The organism is Jannaschia sp. GRR-S6-38 (genome assembly GCF_029853695.1).
Classification (GTDB): domain Bacteria; phylum Pseudomonadota; class Alphaproteobacteria; order Rhodobacterales; family Rhodobacteraceae; genus Jannaschia; species Jannaschia ovalis.
This window is the reverse complement of the sequence record NZ_CP122537.1, coordinates 2,469,120-2,487,660: the sequence shown is the minus strand read 5'-3', so window position 1 is coordinate 2,487,660 and position 18,541 is coordinate 2,469,120. Positions and strand designations below refer to the sequence as shown.

Below are 18,541 nucleotides of genomic sequence, written 5' to 3'. Positions count from 1 at the left end.
CGGATGTGCTAGTTTCAGGACGAGACGCACAACCCGAGGAGACCGCAGATGAGCCGCGAACAGTTCCAGACCGACTGGCGTCCCTTCGCCGCCGGGCTGATGACCCGCTACCCCGAGCTGACCGATGGCGACCTGGCCGAGGCCGACGGCTCCACCGCCCGGCTGGCCAAGATCATCGCCGAAAAGCAGGGCACCGCGCCCGAGGACGCGCAGCAGCGCCTGCACGAGTTCCTGGGCGGCCCGATGCCCGCCGATGCCTATGCCGACCCGACGCGCGACAACATGGCCGCCCGCGACAGCGGCGATTACGTCGCCGATGGCGAGGACGCGCTGGCCGATGACCGCCGCTTCGGCGACGACCACACGCCGGACACGCCGATGGGGCGGAAGCAATGAGCGCCCGCGCGGCCCTGGCCGCCGCCGCCCTCGCGCTGGCCCTGCCGCAAGCGGCCTTGGCGCATGAGCGTCCCGGCCAGCGGCTGACCTACGACCCGCCGATCTTCTGGCTCGACGCGCCCAATATCAGCCGGCAGGGCAATGGGCGCGTGCGTCTGGTCTCGTTCGACGCCGACACCCGCGCGGCGCTGACGGTCAACCAGTACGACCTCTGGCAGCAGGCCTATCGTCGCAGCCTCGCGCGGCGCGCCTTCCACGGGCCGGTCAATCACCACGCCACGGCCCGCGCCCGCCAGGACGCGTTCCGCGCGGTGCTCGCCGCCTATCCGGAGCTGACCGTGCCCGGCTTCGCCACCACGCCGATCCAGGCCGGGCGGGACTGAGCCGGCCCCGCGCCGGGCGCGTCCCGGCGCGACGCCATCGAACGGGCATGCGCCTCAGACGCCCTCCAGCAGCATAATCTGCGCCTCGCCCGCGCCGACGCGATGTTCGCGCGCTGCCTGGTATTCGGGCGAGTCGTAGCAGGCCTGCGCCGCCTCCAGGCTGCCGAACTCGATCACCACGTTGCGCGGACGGCTCTCGCCCTCCAAGCCGACGACGCGGCCGCCCCGCGCCAGCACCCGCGCGCCATGTTTCGCGAAGGCCTCCGTCGCCCCCTTGGCATAGAGCGCGTAGGGATCCGGGTCCGTCACCGTGACATGGGCGATCCAGTAGGCCTTGGGCATCGTTTCTCTCCTGCTGAAATTTTACCAGTTGATAAAAAATCCACCCGTGGCACTCTGTCGAGGAAAATCGCCCCAACCGGGGCTTGCGACGGCGGAGAGACATTATGGGCGAGGCGATGCGGCTGGACGGGATCAGGGCGGGACGGCTGGGCCCGGAGGAGCTGGCCCGCAATTTCGACGACCTGCATCCGCGCTTCGCCCCGCACGAGGCGCGGGTGGCCGCCGACCGCTGCTATTTCTGCTATGACGCGCCCTGCGTGACCGCCTGCCCCACCGCCATCGACATCCCGCTCTTCATCCGCCAGATCCAGGCCGACCAGCCCGAAAGCGCGGCCCAGACGATCTTCGAGCAGAACATCCTGGGCGGCATGTGCGCCCGGGTCTGCCCAGTCGAGACGCTCTGCCAGGAGGCCTGCGTGCGCGAGGAGGCCGAGGGCAAGCCGGTCGAGATCGGCCGCCTGCAGCGCTACGCCACCGACAGCATGATGGCGGCGGGCACCCATCCCTTCACGCGCGCGCCCGAAACCGGCCGGACCGTCGCCGTCGTCGGCGCCGGCCCCGCGGGCCTCGCCGCCGCGCACCGCCTCGCCCTGCACGGCCATGCCGTCACGGTCTTCGAAGCCCGTACCAAGCCCGGCGGGCTCAACGAATACGGCATCGCCCAGTACAAGACCCCGAACGGCTTCGCGCAGGCCGAGGTGGACTGGCTCCTGAAGATCGGCGGCATCACCATCGAGACCGGCCGCGCCATCGGCCAGGACCTGACCCTGCAGGCGCTGCGCGCCGATTTCGACGCCGTCTTCCTCGGGATCGGGCTGGGCGGCGTCGGCGCGCTGGGCCTCGAGGGCGAGGAGCTGCAGGGCACCGAGAACGCCGTCGACTTCATCGCCGCCCTGCGCCAGCAGGACGACCTGACCCAGCTTCCCGTCGGCCGCCACGTGGTGGTGATCGGCGGCGGCATGACCGCGGTGGACGCCGCCGTCCAGTCCAAGCTTCTGGGCGCCGAGACCGTCACCATCGCCTATCGCCGCGGCCGCGAGCGCATGCCCGCCTCGCGCTGGGAACAGGATCTCGCCGCCAGCCACGGCGTGCGGCTGATGTTCGGGGTGATCCCGCACGCGCTGCATGGCGACGGCCGCCTGCGCGAGGTCGAGTTGGCCTATGTCGGCGACGACATGGCGCCCACCGGCGAGACGACGCGCCTGCAGGCCGACCAGCTCTTCCGCGCCATCGGCCAGAAACTGGTCGCGGTCGAGGGGCTGGAGCTCGCCGGCGGCAAGATCGCCGTGACCGGCGCCGGCCGCACCTCGCTCGACGGGGTCTGGGCCGGCGGCGATTGCGCGGCGGGCGGCGAGGACCTGACGGTGACCGCCGTGGCCGAGGGCCGCGACGCCGCCGAGGACATCCACGCCGCCCTGACGGCGTGATGTGCTAGGATGGGGGCCTATTCCGCCATTTGGGAGGCTGCGATGACACTTCAGGACGAAGTCGCGCGGCACTACACGACAGCCGGTCTGCTCGACCGGATCGATGCCGCGCTCAAGCAGGCCGGGGCCGACCCCGCCCACCCCACCTTCGACGACCTCAGCCCGGTGGACGAGTTCCACACCGGCGGGATCGAGGCCACGACCCACCTGATCGACCAGCTCGAGATCTCCTCCGACAGCATCGTGGTCGATCTGGGCTGCGGGCTGGGCGGCACCGCCCGCCACATCGTCCACCGCTACGGCGCCACCGTGCACGGCGTCGACCTGACCCGCGCCTTCGTCGAGGTGGGCCGCGTGCTCAACGACAGGCTGGGCCTGGGCGAGCGGATCACGCTGGAGGTCGGGGACGCGACCGATCCGCCCTTCGCCGATGCCAGCGCCGATCTCGTCGTGATGATGCATGTCGGCATGAACGTGGCCGACAAGCCCGCCATCTTCGCGCAGGCCGCCCGCCTCCTGCGCCCCGGCGGGCGCTTCGCGCTCTTCGACGTGATGCGCGACGAGGGCGACGAGCCGCTGGTCTTCCCCCTGCCCTGGTCGGGCGAGCCCGCGATCAGCCATGTCGAGCCGCCGTCGGTCTACCGGCGCGCCGCCCAGACCGCCGGCTTCGAGGAGATGCACGAGGCGCGGCGCCGCGCCTTCGCGCTCGATTTCTTCGCGCGGCTTCGCGAGCGGATCGCCGCCGCCGGCCCGCCGCCCCTCGGGATCCACCTGCTGATGGGCGACACGGCGAGCGAGAAGATCGCGAATTACGTGGCCAATGTCGAAGCCCACCGGATCGCGCCGATCGAGATGATCTTCCGCAAGGGGGCCGCGTGACGCCGCCCCCGACGCGCGTCGGGGAATGCCGCTGCGGCCGCGTGCGCCTGCGGGCCACGGCGGCGCCGCTCATCACCTCGGCCTGCCATTGCCGGGGCTGCCAGCGCATGACTGCCAGCGCCTTCTTGCTGTCCGCGCTCCTGCCCTCGGACGCGTTCGAGGTCGCGGGCGCGACCCGGATCGGCGGCCTGCACGGCCCCGAGCAACACCACCACCATTGCGACCACTGCTGCAGCTGGCTCTTCACCCGGATCGAGGGGATGCCCGAGTTCGTCAATCTGCGCGCGACGATGTTCGACGCGCCCGACTGGTGCGTGCCCTTCCTCGAGACGGCCCGCGACGAGGCGCTGCCCTGGGTCGCGACCCCCGCGATCCGCAGCTTCGGGGGCCTGCCGCCGGCGGATCTCTATCCCGAACTCATGGCGGAGTTCGCCGCCCATGCCTGAGCTGCCCGAGGTCGAGGCCCTGCGCCGCCGCATCGAGGTCCGCGCGCTCAACCGCACCATCCTCGCGGTGACGCCCGGCAACGACGTGACCCATATCGAGCTGCCCTCCGCCGAGGAGCGCGCCCGCCTCGAAGGCCACCAGTTCACCGAGGCCCGGCGCCACGGCAAATATCTCTTCGCGGGCTCCGCCTCGGGCCCTTGGATGATGCTGCACATGGGCATGGCGGGCTCGATCCGCGTGCTCGACACCGACGAGCCGCAGGCCGATTTCATCCGCCTCACCGTCGATTTCGAGGGCCCCCGCCGGCTGACCTTCCGCGACCCGCGCAAATTCGGCTGGGTTCGGGTAATCGACGACCCCGACGCCGTGATCGCCGACCACGACCTCGGCCCCGACGCGCTGAGCATCGGCGAAGCGGGCTTCGCCGACCGCGTCGGCACCTGCCGGGGCGCGGTGAAATCGGCGCTTCTCGACCAGGGCAAGCTGGCCGGCATCGGCAATCTCTGGGCCGACGAGGCGCTCTACCAGGCGGGCATCCATCCCGAGGCGCGCGCCGCGGACCTCTCCGAGGAGGCCGTCGCCCGCCTGCACCGCACCGCGATCCGCGTGCTGCAATCGGTCTGCGACACCGACGCCACCTATTCCGAACTGCCCGACGCCTGGCTCATTCACCGCCGCGAAGCGGGCCGCGCCTGCACGCGCTGCGACGGCGCCATCGACAAGATCAAGGTGGGCGGACGCACGTCCTACCACTGTCCCGACCACCAGGACCGCGCCGCCTGAGGCGCCCGACCGACCGACCGAGGAGACCCAAATGGCCGACCTGACCTCCGACTTCCTGGGCATAAAGTCCCCGAACCCGTTCTGGCTGGCCTCCGCGCCGCCGACCGACAAGGAATACAACGTCCGCCGCGCCTTCGAGGCCGGCTGGGGCGGCGTCGTCTGGAAGACGCTGGGCGCCGAGGGTCCACCCGTCGTCAACGTCAACGGCCCCCGCTACGGCGCGGTCTACGGCGCCGATCGCCGCCTGCTGGGCCTCAACAATATCGAGCTCATCACCGACCGCCCGCTCGAGGTGAACCTGCGCGAGATGAAGGTCGTCAAGCGCGACTATCCCGACCGCGCGCTCATCGCCTCGATCATGGTCCCCTGCGAGGAGGAGGCCTGGGCTGCCATCCTCCCCCGGGTCGAGGAGACCGGCGCCGACGGGATCGAGCTGAATTTCGGCTGCCCCCACGGGATGAGCGAGCGGGGCATGGGCTCCGCCGTGGGCCAGGTGCCCGAATATATCGAAATGGTCGCGCGCTGGTGCAAGCAATACTCCCGCATGCCCGTCATCGTGAAGCTGACGCCCAACATCACCGATATCCGCAAGCCCGCCGCGGCGGCCAAGCGCGGCGGCGCGGACGCGGTCAGCCTGATCAACACGATCAACTCGATCACCTCGGTCGATCTCGACGATTTCGCGCCCGAGCCCACCATCGACGGCAAGGGCAGCCATGGCGGCTATTGCGGCCCGGCGGTCAAACCCATCGCGCTGTCGATGGTCTCCGAGATCGCGCGCCACGAGGAAACCGCCGGCATGCCGATCTCGGGCATCGGCGGCGTCACCACCTGGCGCGACGCGGCCGAGTTCATGGCGCTGGGCGCCGGCAACGTGCAGGTCTGCACCGCCGCCATGACCTACGGCTTCGGCATCATCAAGGAGATGACTGCCGGCCTGTCGCGCTATCTCGACGAGAAGGGCATGACGATGGACGACCTCGTGGGCCGCGCCGTCCCGAACGTGACCGACTGGAAGTATCTCAACCTCAACTACGTCACCAAGGCGCGGATCGACCCCGATCTCTGCATCAAATGCGGCCGCTGCTACGCCGCCTGCGAGGACACCTCGCACCAAGCCATCGCCATGAAGCCCGGCCGGGTCTTCGAGGTGATCGACGCCGAATGCGTGGCCTGCAACCTCTGCGTCGATGTCTGCCCGGTCGAGGATTGCATCACCATGGAACGCCTCGCCCCCGGCACCACCGACCCGCGCACCGGCAAGGTCGTCGAGGAGGAATACGCCAACTGGACGACGCATCCCAACAACCCGGCGGCGCAGGCGGCGGAGTGAGGGGGCGGCACGCCCTCGACTGACCATGAAACCGGGGCGGCCGCGCGAAACGGCCGTCCCGGTCCATCCTCAGGCCAACGCCACCCTCAGGGCAACATCACCTTGCCGATTACGCTGTTGGCGCTCTCGCCCGTGTCGGGGTTCGCCAGCGACGAGAAGGTGCCCTCGCCGCTCGCGTCCATCCATTTGCCCGTTCCGCCCGACACGGACCAGCTGCCGGTGACAGCTCCGTCGGCGGCCATGGCCTCCGGGGTCCACTGCATGCTCACCATGTCCCCATCGGCATCGGTATAGAGGCACCGTCCGCCGCCGGTCACGGCCGCGCCCTTGACCTCCATCGCGCCGAAGCACGGACCGGTCATCCCGTTCATCGGGTTGTCCGGATCGTCGATCTCGAAGCCGCTATAAGCGGTCTTCAGTTCCATCAGCATGTGCCCGTCGGCAACCATGTGAACGGTGTTCTCCGTCATGCCGTAGCCGGTGCCCGAGAAGGTCATCTCGTCGGCAAAGGCCGCCGACATCGCGAGAAGCCCACAGGCGCCGAAAAAGCAGGTCCGAATGTACATATCTCTGTCCTCCCAAATCCGCCAACGCAGAAGTTGACGCTACGTCAACATACACGCGAACCGCCTCCGGCCCCAGCGCTCCCGAGCGGCGGGGGCGATGCGTCTGAAAGCCTTCGCGAATTTCGATCGCGGCCGCGCCGCGGATCGGCGCGCGACCCGCCCGTCCGCGTCGATGCTCGACGTCGGGCCCCCGGTGGGCCCCGCCGGCCGCCCCTCACCCCACCGCCAGCACCCGGCGGAAATGCAGCTCCAGCTCGCGCTCGGCCTCGGCCCAGGGGTCGCGCGCCTCGCCCAGCACGGCGCGCACCTGCACCTCGAAATCCGCGTAATGCTGCGTCAGCGCCCAGATCGAGACGATCAGGTGATGCGGGTCCGACGGCGCGAGCCGCCCCGCCGCCATCCAGCCCCCGATCACCGCGGCGCGGTCGTCGACCAGCCACCGCAGCCCGCCCGACAGCGCCGGGCCGATATGCTCCGCCCCGCGCAGCACCTCGCCCGCAAACAGCCGGCTCTCGCGGGGGTAGTCGCGCGCCAGGTGCAGCTTGCGGCGCACATAGCCCAGCATCTCGTCCAGCGGCTCGCCCGCCGGATCGAGCGCGCGCAGCGGGTCCAGCCAGGCATCCAGCAGCCGGTCCAGAAGCGCCACGTAGATCGCCTCCTTCGAGGCGAAATAATACAGCATGTTGGGCTTCGACAGCCCCGCCGCCTGCGCCAACCCGTCCAGCGTCGCGCCCCGGAACCCCTCGGAGGAGAAGACCTCCAGCCCCGCCTCCAGGATGCGGGCGCGGTTCTCGCGCTGGATGCGGGTCCGTCCCTGATCGTTCGCCATCCGCCCGCCTCGCGTGCCTGCACCGGCCCGATCGCCGCTTTGCCGGGCAGCCCGCCGCGCCCGTCCGGCACGGCCATTGACTGACCCCTTCTCCGTGATAGCGTCGGTTTTACCAGACGGTCAAATCTTCGAGGGGGACGGGATGACGGCAGCCAGCGGCCAGAACATGGCGGTCAACGCCGAGCGGCTGTGGGACAGCCTGATGGAGATGGCCAAGATCGGCCCCGGCGTGGCCGGCGGCAACAACCGCCAGACCCTGACCGATGCCGATGCCGAGGGCCGCGCCCTGTTCCAGAAATGGTGCGAAGAGGCCGGCTGCAGCATGGGCGTCGACCGGATCGGCAACATGTTCGCCACCCGCCCCGGCACCGATCCCGACGCCGCCCCCGTCTATGTCGGCTCCCATCTCGACACCCAGCCTACGGGCGGCAAATACGACGGCGTCCTGGGCGTGCTGGGCGGGTTGGAGCTCGTGCGCACGCTCAACGACCTGGGCGTCAAGACGAAGCACCCCATCGTGGTCACCAACTGGACCAACGAGGAGGGCACCCGCTTCGCCCCCGCCATGCTGGCTTCGGGCGTCTTCGCCGGCGTGCACAGCCAGGACTGGGCCGAGGACAAGACCGACGCGGAGGGCAAACGCTTCGGCGACGAGCTCGACCGCATCGGCTGGCGCGGCGACGAGGAGGTGGGCGCGCGCAAGGATCACATGCACGCCTTCTTCGAGCTGCATATCGAGCAGGGCCCGATCCTCGAGACCGAGGGCCGGGACATCGGTGTCGTCACCCATGGCCAGGGCCTGAGCTGGACGCAGGTGACGGTGACCGGCAAGGAAAGCCACACCGGCTCGACCCCGATGCCGATGCGCAAGAACGCAGGCCTCGCCATGGCCCGCATCCTCGAGGAGGTCGAGACCATCGCCCTGTCGCACGCTCCCCACGCGGTGGGCGCGGCGGGCCATATCGAGGTGCATCCGAATTCCCGCAACGTGATCCCGGGCCGCGCCATCTTCACCGTCGATTTCCGCTCGCCCGATCTCGCGGTGATCCAGGACATGGAGGCCAAGCTCGCCGCGGCCGCCCGCCGGATCTGCGACGCGATGGGGATGGAGGTCGAACTCGAGAAGGTCGGCGGCTTCGACCCGGTCGCCTTCGACGCGAATTGCGTGAACGCCGTGCGCGACGCGGCCGAGCGGCTGGGCTATTCCCACATGAACATCATCTCGGGCGCCGGACACGACGCCTGCTGGATCAACCGCGTGGCGCCCACCGCAATGATCATGTGCCCCTGCGTCGACGGCCTCAGCCACAACGAGGCCGAGGAGATCACCAAGGACTGGGCCCGCGCCGGCGCCGATGTCCTGCTGCACGCCGTGGTGGAGACCGCCGAGGTCGTCGCCTGATGCCCCGATGGACGCGACGGGCCCTGATCTTCGCCGCGGCCTTCTTCGCCTTCAACGTGCTGCTGAACCTGTCGCGCGCCGACGGCCTGACCGGCCCGTCGCTCGCCGCCACCGCGATCAGCACGGTGCTCTTCACGATCCTCTTCGTGCTCGCCACGCTGCTGATCGACCGGTTCCGGAACCGGGGCCGATGATCGCCCGCATCGCCCTGCGCAGCGCTGTCTTCGCCGCCGTCGCCTTCTTCACCGTGCTGGCGGTGGATGGCTGGGCGGCGGGCGGGGTCACGCCGCGCATCCTGACCCGCGCGGTCACGGTCGCGGCCATCGGATCGGCGGTCTATGCTGCGATCCGAGCTCTCATCGCATGGGTCAAGACATGAAACCGATCGCCGCCCTCCTCCTCCCCCTTCCGCTCCTGGCCTGCGTGCCCGCCGCCTCCGGCCCGGTGCCCGATCCGCAGGACTACCGCGTCTCCGACGCGCCGGTCCCCTTCGCCGTCCAGCGCCTCCTGCCGCGCGGCGTGGGCGTGGCCGACGTGCGCGTCGCCGACAATTGCTACGGCTACGCCTACCAGGGCGTGATCTACCCCGTCCTGATCCCTCGCGGCACGCAATACTGCATCTGACCGGAGCGCCCGATGACCCCGGAAACCCGTCTCACCCTCGCCGCGATCGCCACCCTGCCGGTCGTCCCCGCCGCGCCGGCCGCGCCCGGCGCGCGATCAGGGCCGTGACCGGCCGTGTCTCCCCGGGCTTCGGCGCCCGCCTCGCAACCCCCCAGCCTTAGAACGGAGGCTCTCATGTCCAAGGTCATCAAGAACGGCACCATCGTCACCGCCGACCGCCAGTGGAAGGCCGACATCCTGATCGAGGGCGAGACCATCGCCGAGATCGGCGAAAACCTTTCTGGCGACGAGACCATCGACGCCTCCGACGCCTACGTCATCCCGGGCGGCATCGACCCGCACACGCATCTGGAAATGCCCTTCATGGGCACCACCGCCGCCGAGACCTTTGAATCCGGCACCTTCGCCGCCGCCGCGGGCGGGACCACCATGCTGGTCGATTTCTGCCTGCCGGGCGAGGACGGATCGCTCCTGAGCGCCATCGACGACTGGGACCGCAAGTCGAAGGACCAGATCTGCACCGACATCTCCTACCACATGGCGATCACCGGCTGGTCCGAGACGATCTTCGACGAGATGGAGAAGGTCGTGCGCGAGCGCGGCATCAATACGTTCAAGCATTTCATGGCCTACAAGGGCGCGCTGATGATCGAGGACGACGAGATGTTCGCCTCGTTTCGGCGCTGCGCCGAGCTGGGCGCCCTGCCGCTGGTCCATGCCGAGAACGGCAATGTCGTGGCCGCCCTGCAGGAAAAATACATGGCCGAGGGGATCACCGGCCCCGAGGGCCACGCCTATTCCCGCCCCCCGGAGGTCGAGGGCGAGGCCGCCAACCGCGCCATCATGATCGCCGACGCCGCCGGCACGCCGCTCTACATCGTCCACGTCTCCTGCGAGCAGGCCCACGAAGCCATCCGCCGCGCCCGCCAGAAGGGGATGCGCGTCTATGGCGAGCCGCTGATCCAGCACCTGACGCTCGACGAGACCGAGTATTTCGACAAGGACTGGCAATATGCCGCCAGGCGAGTCATGTCCCCGCCCTTCCGCGACAAGGCCCACCAGGACAGCCTCTGGGCCGGGCTCGCCTCCGGGTCGCTGCAGGTCGTCGCCACCGACCACGCCGCCTTCTCGGACGAGCAGAAGCGCATGGGCGTGGACGATTTCACCCGCATCCCCAACGGCACCGGCGGGCTGGAGGAGCGGATGGCCATGCTCTGGACCAAGGGCGTCGAGACCGGCCGCCTGACACCCGAGGAATTCGTCGCCGTCACCTCGACCAACATCGCCAAGATCCTGAACATCTACCCGATGAAGGGCGGCCTCAACGTCGGCGGCCATGCCGACGTGGTGGTCTGGGACCCGTCGATTCAGCGCACCGTCTCGGTCAGCACCCAGAAATCGATCATCGACTACAACGTCTTCGACGGCATGCATCTCGGCGCCGCCCCCCGATACACGCTGAGCCGCGGCGAGGTCGTCTGGGCCCACGGCCAGAACTCCCAGCCCCGCCCCGGCCGCGGCAAGTTCGTGCGCCGCCCGGCCTATCCTTCGGCGGCGAAGGCGCTGTCGAAATGGAAGGCGCTCAACACCCCGCGCAAGATCGAGCGCGATCCGCTGAACATTCCGGCGGGGGTTTAGAGCAGCCTTGGCGATGTCGGATGGAGCGGAGAAGGCGCCGTGGTAATTCTAGGCGAAATTTCTCTGGGCTCGATTTTCGGGGGCGTTCTTGGCGCAACCGCTGTCCTCTTGATGCGACGCTATTTTGCCCTCCGCGACAAGACTGCAGCGAGAGAAGACTCCCAACGCTCCTATTCCCTCGAGCTTCATAGGCACTTCAACTCTCCTGCCGTACTGAAATCCCGGCGCGACGCAAATAGCGTCATGCAAGAAACCTTCGGAAAGTCCTATCAAGATATTCTCTCCGAATATGAAGATGAGTCCTACGCAGATTGCGTCTGGGATATCATAAGGGAATATCAATATCTCGCGATAGCAATCGAAGAAGATGCGGTCAACAAGCCGCTTGTAGCAAAATACTTCGTAGAATTATTTTGCTACTGGTATCCGTATTTGAAAAAATTCTTGAGTGGTCAGAATTTCGAAGCCGCACGGCACTTAGAAGACCTCCATGAATTCTTTGCAAACGATCCGGCGACGGAAAAGACCTACACCCGGCTTACCATTCAGCAAGAACAATATCGGGAAGCTACGATCTCCCGTCGCAAATCTCTTGTCAGGGGCATCCTCGAAACCGCCCTCTACGCAGGCGACCTCGACGCCGCCAAACGCTTCTACGGCGAGACCCTCGGCCTCGAACAGACCGCCGAGGCGCCCGGCCGCCATGTCTTCTTCCGCTGCGGCCGGGGCGTGCTTCTGATCTTCGACCCCGCCGCCACCGCCCGCCCCCCGGAGCCCGAGGCGCCACCCGTCCCGCCGCATGGCGCCACCGGCCCCGGCCATGTCTGCTTCCGCGCCGAGGCGCCCGAGCTCGACGCCTGGCGCGACCGCTTCGAAGCCGCGGGCATCGCGATCGAGGCCGATTTCGCCTGGCCCAACGGCGCCCGCTCGCTCTATGTCCGCGATCCTGCAGGCAACAGCGTCGAATTCGCCGAGGCCAGGCTCTGGGACCCCGAATGACCCCCGACGCCCTCCTCGCCTCCCGCCGCGCCACCGCGCTGGCCCTTGCCGCGCTGACCTATGCCAACGCGGTCCTCACCTATTTCGCCCTCACACGGGGCGAGTCCGCCACGCTCGGCGCCGCGCTGGGCAAGCTCGTCGACTCGCTGCCCTGGCTCCTGCCCGTCGCCACGCCGCTCGCCATCCTCTTCGCGCTGGCGCTGGCGCCGCCCGCCCGCCGCGCCTTCGCCGCCGCGCGCCCGCGCGGCCGCATCCCGGCCCTGGCCGCCGCCATCGCGGCCTTCCTGCTGCCCGCCGCATTCCTGACCGAGGCCGCGCTCGCGCTGCGCGACGGCTGGAACTGGCCGCGCCTCGCGCTCCAGCTCGCCTGCGGCGCGGGCCTCGCCGCCGCCGCCGCCGCCCTCCTCGACTGGAAGACCCAAGCCGATGCCTAACCCCGCCGCGCCCTTCACCGGCCTCTCGGCCTTCCCGGTCACGCCGACCGACGGCGCGGGCCGGGTGGCGACCGACCGGCTGCAGGCCCTCGTCGCGCGGATCGCCGAAACGAAGCCGGACTCGATCGGGGTGCTCGGCTCCACCGGCGGCTATGTCTATCTCGACCGCGCCGAACGCGCCCGCGCCGCCGCCGCCGCCGTCGCGGCCGCCAACGGCATCCCCGTCCTCTGCGGCATCGGCGCGCTGACCACCCGCGAGGTGCTGGCCCACGCCGAGGACGCGGCCCGGGCGGGGGCCGCGGGCCTGCTGCTCGCCCCCGTCGCCTATCTGCCGCTGACCGAGGCCGAGGTGGGGACCCTCGTCGCCGACACCGCCGCCGCGACGGAGCGGCCGATCTGCCTCTACAACAATCCGACGACCACCGGCTTCACCTTCTCCGAGCGCCTCATCGCCGAGCTCAGCCGGACCCCCGGCGTCGCCGCCGTCAAGAACCCGGCCCCGGCGGATGGCGATGTCGCGGGACAGCTCGCGCGGCTCCGCGCCGCTTGCGCGCCCGGCTTCGCGCTGGGCTATTCCGGAGACGCCACCATCGCCCGCGCGCTCGCCGCCGGGACGGATGCGTGGTACTCCGTCCTGGCCGGCACCCTGCCCGAGCTCGCCGCCGCCCTCTGGGCCGCGCGCGAAGATGCCGCGGCCCGCGCGGCGCTGGACGCCCGACTCGCGCCCCTCTGGGACCTCGCGCGTCGCCATGGCATGATCCGCCTCGCCCACGCGGCGGTCGACCGGCTGGGCCTCGGCCCGGCGCCCCTGCCCCGCCCGCTCCTGCCGCTGCCACTGGCGGCGGCCGGGCGCCTCGCCCAGGCGCTCGCCGCGATCACGAGACCCGACAAGGAACCGGCATGACCGTCATCTCCGCCCGATCCCTCGACCTCACTTTCCAGACCGGCGACGGCCCGGTCCATGCCCTCAAGGACGTGACGCTCGACGTGACCGAGGGCGAGTTCGTCTCCTTCATCGGCCCCTCGGGCTGCGGCAAGACCACCTTCCTGCGCTGCGTCGCCGCCCTCGAACGGCCCACCGGCGGCACGCTCACCGTGAACGGCATGGCCCCCGACGCCGCCCGGAAAGCGCGCGCTTACGGATACGTCTTCCAGGCCGCGGGCCTCTATCCCTGGCGCACCATCGGCCGCAACGTCTCCCTGCCGCTCGAGATCATGGGCTACCCCCGGGCCGAGCGCGAGGCGCGCATGGCCCGCGTCCTCGAACTGGTCGAGCTCGACCAGTTCGCCGGCAAATATCCCTGGCAGCTCTCGGGCGGCATGCAGCAGCGCGCCTCGATCGCCCGCGCGCTCGCCTTCGACGCGCCGATCCTCCTGATGGACGAGCCTTTCGGCGCGCTCGACGAGATCGTGCGTGACCGCCTCAACGAGGAACTCCTCTCGCTCTGGCGGCGGACCAACAAGACCACGCTCTTCGTCACCCACTCGATCCCCGAAGCGGTCTATCTCTCGACCAAGATCGTCGTCATGTCCCCCCGCCCGGGCCGCATCACCGACGTGATCGACAGCCCGCTGCCGGCCGAGCGCCCGCTCGACATCCGCGACACGCCCGAATTCCTCGCCGTCGCCCACCGCGTCCGCGAGGGCCTGCGCGAGGGGATGGAGGCCGCATGACCTGGCCCACCCTCGCCGACATCCTGGCCATCGCCGTGGCGCTCTGGTTCCTGCTGGCGCCGCGCTTCGACGCGATGGTGAACCCGCTGACCGGCACGCTGGCGGGCTTCGTGATCCTGTCCTCGCTCTGGCGTATCTGGAAGCGGAGGGGCGCATGACCCTCCCGATCCGCCGCGCCACGGCCGCGGACGCGCCCGCCTGCGCGGCCATCCTGAACGACTGGATCGACGCGACCCCCTGGATGCCGCGCATCCATTCGCACGGCGACGTCATCCGCCATTACCGCGACCGGGTCCTGCCGAAGGCCACCGTGATGGTCGCCGGGACGGATGCCGTCTGCGGCTTCGTGGCCGCCGACGGGCCCCTGGTGACGGCGCTCTATCTCGCCCCCGACGCGCGCGGCCGGGGGCTGGGCGCCGGGTTGCTGGACGCGGTCCGCGACGGGTCGCAGCGCCTCTGGACCTTCGTCGCGAACGCCCCCGCGCGGCGCTTCTACTACCGGCTGGGTTTCGCCGAGATCGCCCGCAGCGACGGCGCGAACGAAGAAGGCCTGCCCGACATCCTTCTGGAGCGCGGGCCATGAGGATCCGCCGCGCCACCGCCGAAGACGCGCCCGCCTGCGCCGCCATCGTCGCGGACTGGATCGCCGCGACCGCCTGGATGGAAGCGGGGCCCGCGCGCGACGCGCTGGAGACCGCGATGCGCGACGGCATCCCGAAGCGCGAAGCCTGGATCGCCGAGGCCGGGGACGCGGTTGCGGGTTACCTGTCGATGCGCCTGGAGGCGGCGCATATCGTCGGGCTCTATGCCCGCGCGCCCGGGCACGGCGCGGGGCGCGCGCTGCTCGATCACGTCAAGCGCGGCCGCGACCGGCTGCAACTCAACAGCCACGCGCCGAACCACGCGGCCCATCGCTTCTACGCGCGCGAGGGGTTTCGCATCGTCGCGCGCGACCTTGAGGGGGATGACGGCGGGCCCGAGATCCGGATGGAGTGGACCCGATGAGCCCCGCCCGCGAGCCCGCCGCGAAGGATACGGGGAGGCCATGCCGCCCCCCCGCATCACGGGTCACGGCCATCGGCTCTCCAGCCTGTACCGCGCGTCCAAGCTGCCCCGCCCAGGGTGAAAAAAGCGTAAACGCCGCGCCGCGCCGCGATTTGCGCCTGAGTATTTCCGGACCCGTGATGTCAGGGCGCCATCCATTAACCTTAACGCGCGCCCGCCGCATCACGGATCGGCAAATACGCGTGGCGCCCCGCGCGCCCCATCCGCGACGGAGGACGCGATGAGCGACGCGCCCCTCTCCGCCCCCGGCGCCGCGATCGGCCGGTCGGGCCGCGTGGGCCTGATCGTTCGCGGGCTGGCCGCCAAGGCCGTCCCCGTGGCCACGGTGGTCGCCGCGCTCATCGCGCTCTGGTACCTGGCCTGCATCCCGATGAACGCCCGGCAATCGCTTCTGGAAGCCGAACGCGCGGGCATCGCGGTCACCCCCGCCACCGCCGCCGAGCGGCGCGAGAGCGGCGGGCTGTCGCTCGCGCTCGCCAATCCGGGCGAAGCCGCGGCCCGCGCCTTCGCGCAGGAACGCCCGCGCCTGCCCGCGCCCCATCAGGTCGTGGCCGAGCTCTGGGACACCACGGTGGGCCAGAAGATCACCTCCCGGCGCAGCCTCGTCTTCCACGCGGGCATCACGCTCGGCCCGACGCTGCTGGGCTTCGCCTTCGGCAGCGCGCTGGGGATCCTCCTGGCCATCGGCATCGTCCATAGCCGCGTCATGGACCTGTCGGTCATGCCCTGGGCCATCGCCTCGCAGACCATCCCGATCCTCGCCATCGCGCCGATGATCATCGTCGTGCTGAACTCGGTCGGGGTGCAGGGCCTCGTGCCCAAGGCGATCATCTCGGCCTACCTGTCCTTCTTCCCGGTTACTGTCGGCATGGTGAAGGGCCTGCGCGCACCCGCGCCCTCCGATCTCGACCTGATGCGCACCTGGAACGCCTCCGGCCTGCGCACCCTCGTCTCGCTGCGCCTGCCCGCCTCGCTGCCCTATCTCTTCGCCTCGCTGAAGATCGCCGTGGCCGCGGCCCTCGTCGGCGCGATCATCGGGGAGCTTCCCACCGGCGCCGTCCGCGGCCTGGGCGCGCGGCTGCTCGCGGGCAGCTATTACGGCCAGACGGTACAGATCTGGTCGGCGCTCTTCGGCGCGGCCATCGTCGCCGCTGCGCTCGTGGCGGCCATCGCGCTTCTCGAACGGGTCACGCTGCGCCGCATGGGGCTCGCGCGATGAGCGGCGTCCTGATCCTCGGCACCTGGGCCGCGCTCTGGGGTCTGAACGTCTGGCTGGCCGGGCGCTCCGCCGCGCGCTGGGCCGCGCCCGTCCTCTTCGGCCTGACCCTCCTCGTCCTGTGGGAGCTCACCGTCCGCCTCTTCGACGTGCCGACCGTCATCCTGCCCGCCCCCAGCCAGATCGCCACCGCCATCGCCGCCAACGGCCCCGTTCTCTGGGCCGATTTCGTGCAGACCGTGCTGAAGGGCGCGCTGACCGGCTGGCTGATCGGCTGCGGCGCGGCCATCGCCACGGCGCTCCTCGTCGCGCGCTCCGACTTCCTGCGCCGCGGCCTGCTGCCGGTGGGAAATTTCGTCGCCGCCCTGCCCATCGTCGGCACCGCGCCCATCCTCGTGATGTGGTTCGGATTCGGCTGGGAATCGAAGGCCGCCGTGGTCGTGGTGATGGTGTTCTTCCCGGTCCTCGTGAACACCGTGGCGGGCCTCGCGGACAACCAGCCCATGCAGCGCGACCTGATGCGCACCTACGGCGCCACTCCCGGCCAGGAGCTGCGCTACCTGCGCATCCAGTCGGCCCTGCCCTTCGTCTTCAACGGCCTCAAGATCGCGACCACCCTCGCCCTGATCGGCGCCATCGTCGCGGAATTCTTCGGCAGCCCCACCCTCGGCATGGGCTTCCGCATCTCCACCGAGGTCGGCCGCTTGAACCTGCCCATGGTCTGGGCCTCCATCGTCGTCGCCGCCGTCGCGGGCTCGCTCAGCTACGGGCTCATCGCGGCATTGGAAAAGCGGATGACCTTCTGGCATCCATCACAGAGAGCGCGCCGCCAGTAAGCGCGCCAACCACAGGGAGACCACCATGAAACACCTCATCGCATCCGCCGCCATCGCGCTCGGCCTCGCCGGGCCGGCCCTCGCCGACGCCCATGCCGACAATTCCGTCACGCTCCAGCTGCAATGGGTCACCCAGGCCCAGTTCGCGGGCTATTACGTCGCCCTCGAGAAGGGCTTCTACGAGGAGGAGGGGCTCGAGGTCACCATCCTCCCCGGCGGCCCCGACATCGCGCCGCCCCAGGTGCTCGCCGGTGGCGGCGCCGACGCCATGCTCAACTGGATGCCCTCGGCCCTCTCGGCCCGCGAAAAGGGCCTGCCGGTCGTCAACATCGCCCAGCCCTTCAAGACCTCGGGCCTCATGCTCACCTGCTGGAAGGACACCGGCATCGAGGGCCCGCAGGATTTCCGCGGCAAGACCATCGGTGTCTGGTTCTTCGGCAACGAATACCCCTTCCTCTCCTGGATGAGCCAGGAGGGCATCCCCACCGATGGCGGCGAGGACGGGGTGACCGTGCTCAAGCAGGGCTTCAACGTCGACCCGCTCCTGCAGCGCCAGGCCGACTGCATCTCGACCATGACCTATAACGAATACGGCCAGGTGCTGGATGCGGGCGTCACCGAGGACGAGCTCGTGACCTTCAAATACGAGGATATGGGCGTCGCCACGCTCGAGGACGGCATCTACGTGCTGGAGGAGAACCTCGAGGACCCGGCCTTCCGCGACAAGATGGTCAAGTTCGTGCGCGCCTCGATGGCCGGCTGGAAATACGCCGAGGAGAACCCCGAGGAGGCCGCGGAGATCGTGCTCGAATACGACGAGACCGGCGCCCAGACCGAGGCCCACCAGAAGCGCATGATGGAGGAGATCGCCAAGCTCACCGCGGGCTCCGACGGATCGCTCGACGAGGCCGATTTCCAGCGCACCGTCGACACGCTGCTGGCCGGCGGCTCCGACCCGGTCATCACCCAGCAGCCCGAGGGCGCCTGGACCTCCGACATTACGGACGAGGCGCTGAACTGAGGGTTGGGTTCCTCCGGAACGCGAAGGGCGGCCCCCGGGCCGCCCTTTTTCCGTTCCGCCTCTTGGGTCGCTTACCACCCGAAGCGGACATTCACGTTGTCTGGCGCCACCGCATTTTAGCCTGCACCGAAGCCGCCCTTCGCCGAGGGACAGCGGTGCTGCATTGCGGCTCCTCATTCTTGACCGACGATGCTTCACAAAGCGAGCAAACGTGGCGGCCTGCGAGTACGGATGAACGAAAGGGTCT

General features: G+C 69.9%; 25 protein-coding genes. 22 read left to right on the top strand and 3 right to left on the bottom strand.

The annotated features are described in order from the left end of the window. Positions 1–48 precede the first annotated feature (48 nt). Both P8627_RS12775 and P8627_RS12770 read left to right on the top strand, forming a co-directional pair. Positions 49–396 carry a hypothetical protein gene (locus tag P8627_RS12775; RefSeq protein WP_279964519.1) on the top strand — a complete coding sequence of 116 codons (348 nt, stop codon included), beginning with the start codon at positions 49–51 and terminating at the stop codon, positions 394–396. Beyond that, the gene (locus P8627_RS12770; RefSeq protein ID WP_279964518.1) at positions 393–779 is read left to right on the top strand and encodes a hypothetical protein; all 387 of its coding nucleotides are present in this window, start codon (positions 393–395) and stop codon (positions 777–779) included. The genes P8627_RS12775 and P8627_RS12770 overlap by 4 nt, the downstream gene beginning before the upstream one ends. 54 nt (positions 780–833) lie before the next feature. On the opposite strand, the gene P8627_RS12765 is transcribed toward P8627_RS12770, so the two are convergent. Then, entirely contained in the window at positions 834–1,121 is a 288-nt protein-coding gene (locus tag P8627_RS12765) for a DUF1330 domain-containing protein (protein ID WP_279964517.1), read from the bottom strand. A gap of 104 nt (positions 1,122–1,225) precedes the next feature. On the opposite strand from P8627_RS12765, the gene P8627_RS12760 reads away from it, so the two are divergent. From P8627_RS12760 to preA, 5 genes are read left to right on the top strand one after another with little or no spacing between them, the layout of a single operon-like run. Then, positions 1,226–2,548: an NAD(P)-dependent oxidoreductase gene (locus P8627_RS12760; RefSeq protein ID WP_279964515.1), complete on the top strand. Its 1,323-nt coding sequence runs from the start codon at positions 1,226–1,228 to the stop codon at positions 2,546–2,548. 42 nt (positions 2,549–2,590) lie between these two features. Further along, positions 2,591–3,427, top strand: a complete 837-nt coding sequence (locus P8627_RS12755) for a class I SAM-dependent methyltransferase (protein ID WP_279964514.1) — start codon at positions 2,591–2,593, stop codon at positions 3,425–3,427. Continuing rightward, on the top strand, positions 3,424–3,873 hold the full coding sequence (locus P8627_RS12750; protein ID WP_456237541.1) for a GFA family protein: 450 nt from the start codon (positions 3,424–3,426) through the stop codon (positions 3,871–3,873). Before P8627_RS12755 ends, P8627_RS12750 begins: the two co-directional genes overlap by 4 nt. Further along, positions 3,866–4,657: an Fpg/Nei family DNA glycosylase gene (locus P8627_RS12745; protein WP_279964511.1), complete on the top strand. Its 792-nt coding sequence runs from the start codon at positions 3,866–3,868 to the stop codon at positions 4,655–4,657. Before P8627_RS12750 ends, P8627_RS12745 begins: the two co-directional genes overlap by 8 nt. A gap of 31 nt (positions 4,658–4,688) precedes the next feature. Further along, entirely contained in the window at positions 4,689–5,990 is a 1,302-nt protein-coding gene (preA, locus tag P8627_RS12740) for an NAD-dependent dihydropyrimidine dehydrogenase subunit PreA (protein WP_279964510.1), read from the top strand. A gap of 86 nt (positions 5,991–6,076) precedes the next feature. Here preA and P8627_RS12735 read toward each other — a convergent pair whose 3' ends face one another. Together P8627_RS12735 and P8627_RS12730 are read right to left on the bottom strand one after the other, a co-directional pair. Then, positions 6,077–6,556 (bottom strand): hypothetical protein, encoded by a 480-nt coding sequence (locus tag P8627_RS12735; RefSeq protein WP_279964509.1) that lies wholly within the window; start codon positions 6,554–6,556, stop codon positions 6,077–6,079. 214 nt (positions 6,557–6,770) lie between these two features. Beyond that, complete coding sequence (locus tag P8627_RS12730; RefSeq protein WP_279964508.1) at positions 6,771–7,385, bottom strand: TetR family transcriptional regulator C-terminal domain-containing protein; 615 nt, start codon at positions 7,383–7,385, stop codon at positions 6,771–6,773. A gap of 142 nt (positions 7,386–7,527) precedes the next feature. Between P8627_RS12730 and P8627_RS12725 the strand changes: the two genes are divergently transcribed. The 15 genes from P8627_RS12725 (at position 7,528) to P8627_RS12655 (ending at position 18,294) form a co-directional block, all read left to right on the top strand. Further along, complete coding sequence (locus P8627_RS12725) at positions 7,528–8,787, top strand: Zn-dependent hydrolase (RefSeq protein ID WP_279964507.1); 1,260 nt, start codon at positions 7,528–7,530, stop codon at positions 8,785–8,787. Further along, complete coding sequence (locus P8627_RS12720) at positions 8,787–8,981, top strand: hypothetical protein (protein WP_279964506.1); 195 nt, start codon at positions 8,787–8,789, stop codon at positions 8,979–8,981. Before P8627_RS12725 ends, P8627_RS12720 begins: the two co-directional genes overlap by 1 nt. Beyond that, positions 8,978–9,166, top strand: coding sequence for a hypothetical protein (locus tag P8627_RS12715; protein ID WP_279964505.1), 189 nt, complete (start codon positions 8,978–8,980; stop codon positions 9,164–9,166). Before P8627_RS12720 ends, P8627_RS12715 begins: the two co-directional genes overlap by 4 nt. Continuing rightward, positions 9,163–9,411: a hypothetical protein gene (locus tag P8627_RS12710; protein WP_279964504.1), complete on the top strand. Its 249-nt coding sequence runs from the start codon at positions 9,163–9,165 to the stop codon at positions 9,409–9,411. Before P8627_RS12715 ends, P8627_RS12710 begins: the two co-directional genes overlap by 4 nt. Before the next feature lie 174 nt (positions 9,412–9,585). After that, positions 9,586–11,049, top strand: coding sequence for a dihydropyrimidinase (hydA, locus tag P8627_RS12705; protein WP_279964503.1), 1,464 nt, complete (start codon positions 9,586–9,588; stop codon positions 11,047–11,049). Between the two features lie 573 nt (positions 11,050–11,622). Continuing rightward, on the top strand, positions 11,623–12,048 hold the full coding sequence (locus P8627_RS12700) for a VOC family protein (protein ID WP_279967466.1): 426 nt from the start codon (positions 11,623–11,625) through the stop codon (positions 12,046–12,048). Further along, positions 12,045–12,482, top strand: a complete 438-nt coding sequence (locus tag P8627_RS12695; protein WP_279964502.1) for a hypothetical protein — start codon at positions 12,045–12,047, stop codon at positions 12,480–12,482. Before P8627_RS12700 ends, P8627_RS12695 begins: the two co-directional genes overlap by 4 nt. Then, entirely contained in the window at positions 12,475–13,386 is a 912-nt protein-coding gene (locus tag P8627_RS12690; protein WP_279964501.1) for a dihydrodipicolinate synthase family protein, read from the top strand. Before P8627_RS12695 ends, P8627_RS12690 begins: the two co-directional genes overlap by 8 nt. Then, a complete protein-coding gene (locus tag P8627_RS12685; RefSeq protein ID WP_279964500.1) occupies positions 13,383–14,156 on the top strand; it encodes an ABC transporter ATP-binding protein in 774 nt (257 codons plus the stop codon). Before P8627_RS12690 ends, P8627_RS12685 begins: the two co-directional genes overlap by 4 nt. Next, the gene (locus P8627_RS12680; RefSeq protein ID WP_279964499.1) at positions 14,153–14,314 is read left to right on the top strand and encodes a hypothetical protein; all 162 of its coding nucleotides are present in this window, start codon (positions 14,153–14,155) and stop codon (positions 14,312–14,314) included. The genes P8627_RS12685 and P8627_RS12680 overlap by 4 nt, the downstream gene beginning before the upstream one ends. Beyond that, positions 14,311–14,739 carry a GNAT family N-acetyltransferase gene (locus tag P8627_RS12675; RefSeq protein ID WP_279964498.1) on the top strand — a complete coding sequence of 143 codons (429 nt, stop codon included), beginning with the start codon at positions 14,311–14,313 and terminating at the stop codon, positions 14,737–14,739. Before P8627_RS12680 ends, P8627_RS12675 begins: the two co-directional genes overlap by 4 nt. Then, positions 14,736–15,161 carry a GNAT family N-acetyltransferase gene (locus tag P8627_RS12670; protein WP_279964496.1) on the top strand — a complete coding sequence of 142 codons (426 nt, stop codon included), beginning with the start codon at positions 14,736–14,738 and terminating at the stop codon, positions 15,159–15,161. The genes P8627_RS12675 and P8627_RS12670 overlap by 4 nt, the downstream gene beginning before the upstream one ends. Before the next feature lie 280 nt (positions 15,162–15,441). Continuing rightward, on the top strand, positions 15,442–16,440 hold the full coding sequence (locus P8627_RS12665) for an ABC transporter permease (RefSeq protein ID WP_279964495.1): 999 nt from the start codon (positions 15,442–15,444) through the stop codon (positions 16,438–16,440). Further along, entirely contained in the window at positions 16,437–17,273 is an 837-nt protein-coding gene (locus tag P8627_RS12660) for an ABC transporter permease (RefSeq protein WP_279964494.1), read from the top strand. The genes P8627_RS12665 and P8627_RS12660 overlap by 4 nt, the downstream gene beginning before the upstream one ends. A 25-nt stretch (positions 17,274–17,298) precedes the next feature. Further along, positions 17,299–18,294: an ABC transporter substrate-binding protein gene (locus P8627_RS12655; RefSeq protein ID WP_279964493.1), complete on the top strand. Its 996-nt coding sequence runs from the start codon at positions 17,299–17,301 to the stop codon at positions 18,292–18,294. Positions 18,295–18,541: the final 247 nt, after the last annotated feature.

Bases quoted from the DNA above. Each gene is read 5' to 3' on its own strand.
- P8627_RS12775 (WP_279964519.1), top strand. From the start codon at position 49: ATGAGCCGCGAACAGTTCCAGACCGACTGGCGTCCCTTCGCCGCCGGG.
- P8627_RS12770 (WP_279964518.1), top strand. From the start codon at position 393: ATGAGCGCCCGCGCGGCCCTGGCCGCCGCCGCCCTCGCGCTGGCCCTG.
- P8627_RS12765 (WP_279964517.1), bottom strand. From the start codon at position 1,121: ATGCCCAAGGCCTACTGGATCGCCCATGTCACGGTGACGGACCCGGAT.
- P8627_RS12760 (WP_279964515.1), top strand. From the start codon at position 1,226: ATGGGCGAGGCGATGCGGCTGGACGGGATCAGGGCGGGACGGCTGGGC.
- P8627_RS12755 (WP_279964514.1), top strand. From the start codon at position 2,591: ATGACACTTCAGGACGAAGTCGCGCGGCACTACACGACAGCCGGTCTG.
- P8627_RS12745 (WP_279964511.1), top strand. From the start codon at position 3,866: ATGCCTGAGCTGCCCGAGGTCGAGGCCCTGCGCCGCCGCATCGAGGTC.
- preA (WP_279964510.1), top strand. From the start codon at position 4,689: ATGGCCGACCTGACCTCCGACTTCCTGGGCATAAAGTCCCCGAACCCG.
- P8627_RS12735 (WP_279964509.1), bottom strand. From the start codon at position 6,556: ATGTACATTCGGACCTGCTTTTTCGGCGCCTGTGGGCTTCTCGCGATG.
- P8627_RS12730 (WP_279964508.1), bottom strand. From the start codon at position 7,385: ATGGCGAACGATCAGGGACGGACCCGCATCCAGCGCGAGAACCGCGCC.
- P8627_RS12725 (WP_279964507.1), top strand. From the start codon at position 7,528: ATGACGGCAGCCAGCGGCCAGAACATGGCGGTCAACGCCGAGCGGCTG.
- P8627_RS12720 (WP_279964506.1), top strand. From the start codon at position 8,787: ATGCCCCGATGGACGCGACGGGCCCTGATCTTCGCCGCGGCCTTCTTC.
- P8627_RS12715 (WP_279964505.1), top strand. From the start codon at position 8,978: ATGATCGCCCGCATCGCCCTGCGCAGCGCTGTCTTCGCCGCCGTCGCC.
- P8627_RS12710 (WP_279964504.1), top strand. From the start codon at position 9,163: ATGAAACCGATCGCCGCCCTCCTCCTCCCCCTTCCGCTCCTGGCCTGC.
- hydA (WP_279964503.1), top strand. From the start codon at position 9,586: ATGTCCAAGGTCATCAAGAACGGCACCATCGTCACCGCCGACCGCCAG.
- P8627_RS12695 (WP_279964502.1), top strand. From the start codon at position 12,045: ATGACCCCCGACGCCCTCCTCGCCTCCCGCCGCGCCACCGCGCTGGCC.
- P8627_RS12690 (WP_279964501.1), top strand. From the start codon at position 12,475: ATGCCTAACCCCGCCGCGCCCTTCACCGGCCTCTCGGCCTTCCCGGTC.
- P8627_RS12685 (WP_279964500.1), top strand. From the start codon at position 13,383: ATGACCGTCATCTCCGCCCGATCCCTCGACCTCACTTTCCAGACCGGC.
- P8627_RS12680 (WP_279964499.1), top strand. From the start codon at position 14,153: ATGACCTGGCCCACCCTCGCCGACATCCTGGCCATCGCCGTGGCGCTC.
- P8627_RS12675 (WP_279964498.1), top strand. From the start codon at position 14,311: ATGACCCTCCCGATCCGCCGCGCCACGGCCGCGGACGCGCCCGCCTGC.
- P8627_RS12670 (WP_279964496.1), top strand. From the start codon at position 14,736: ATGAGGATCCGCCGCGCCACCGCCGAAGACGCGCCCGCCTGCGCCGCC.
- P8627_RS12665 (WP_279964495.1), top strand. From the start codon at position 15,442: ATGAGCGACGCGCCCCTCTCCGCCCCCGGCGCCGCGATCGGCCGGTCG.
- P8627_RS12660 (WP_279964494.1), top strand. From the start codon at position 16,437: ATGAGCGGCGTCCTGATCCTCGGCACCTGGGCCGCGCTCTGGGGTCTG.
- P8627_RS12655 (WP_279964493.1), top strand. From the start codon at position 17,299: ATGAAACACCTCATCGCATCCGCCGCCATCGCGCTCGGCCTCGCCGGG.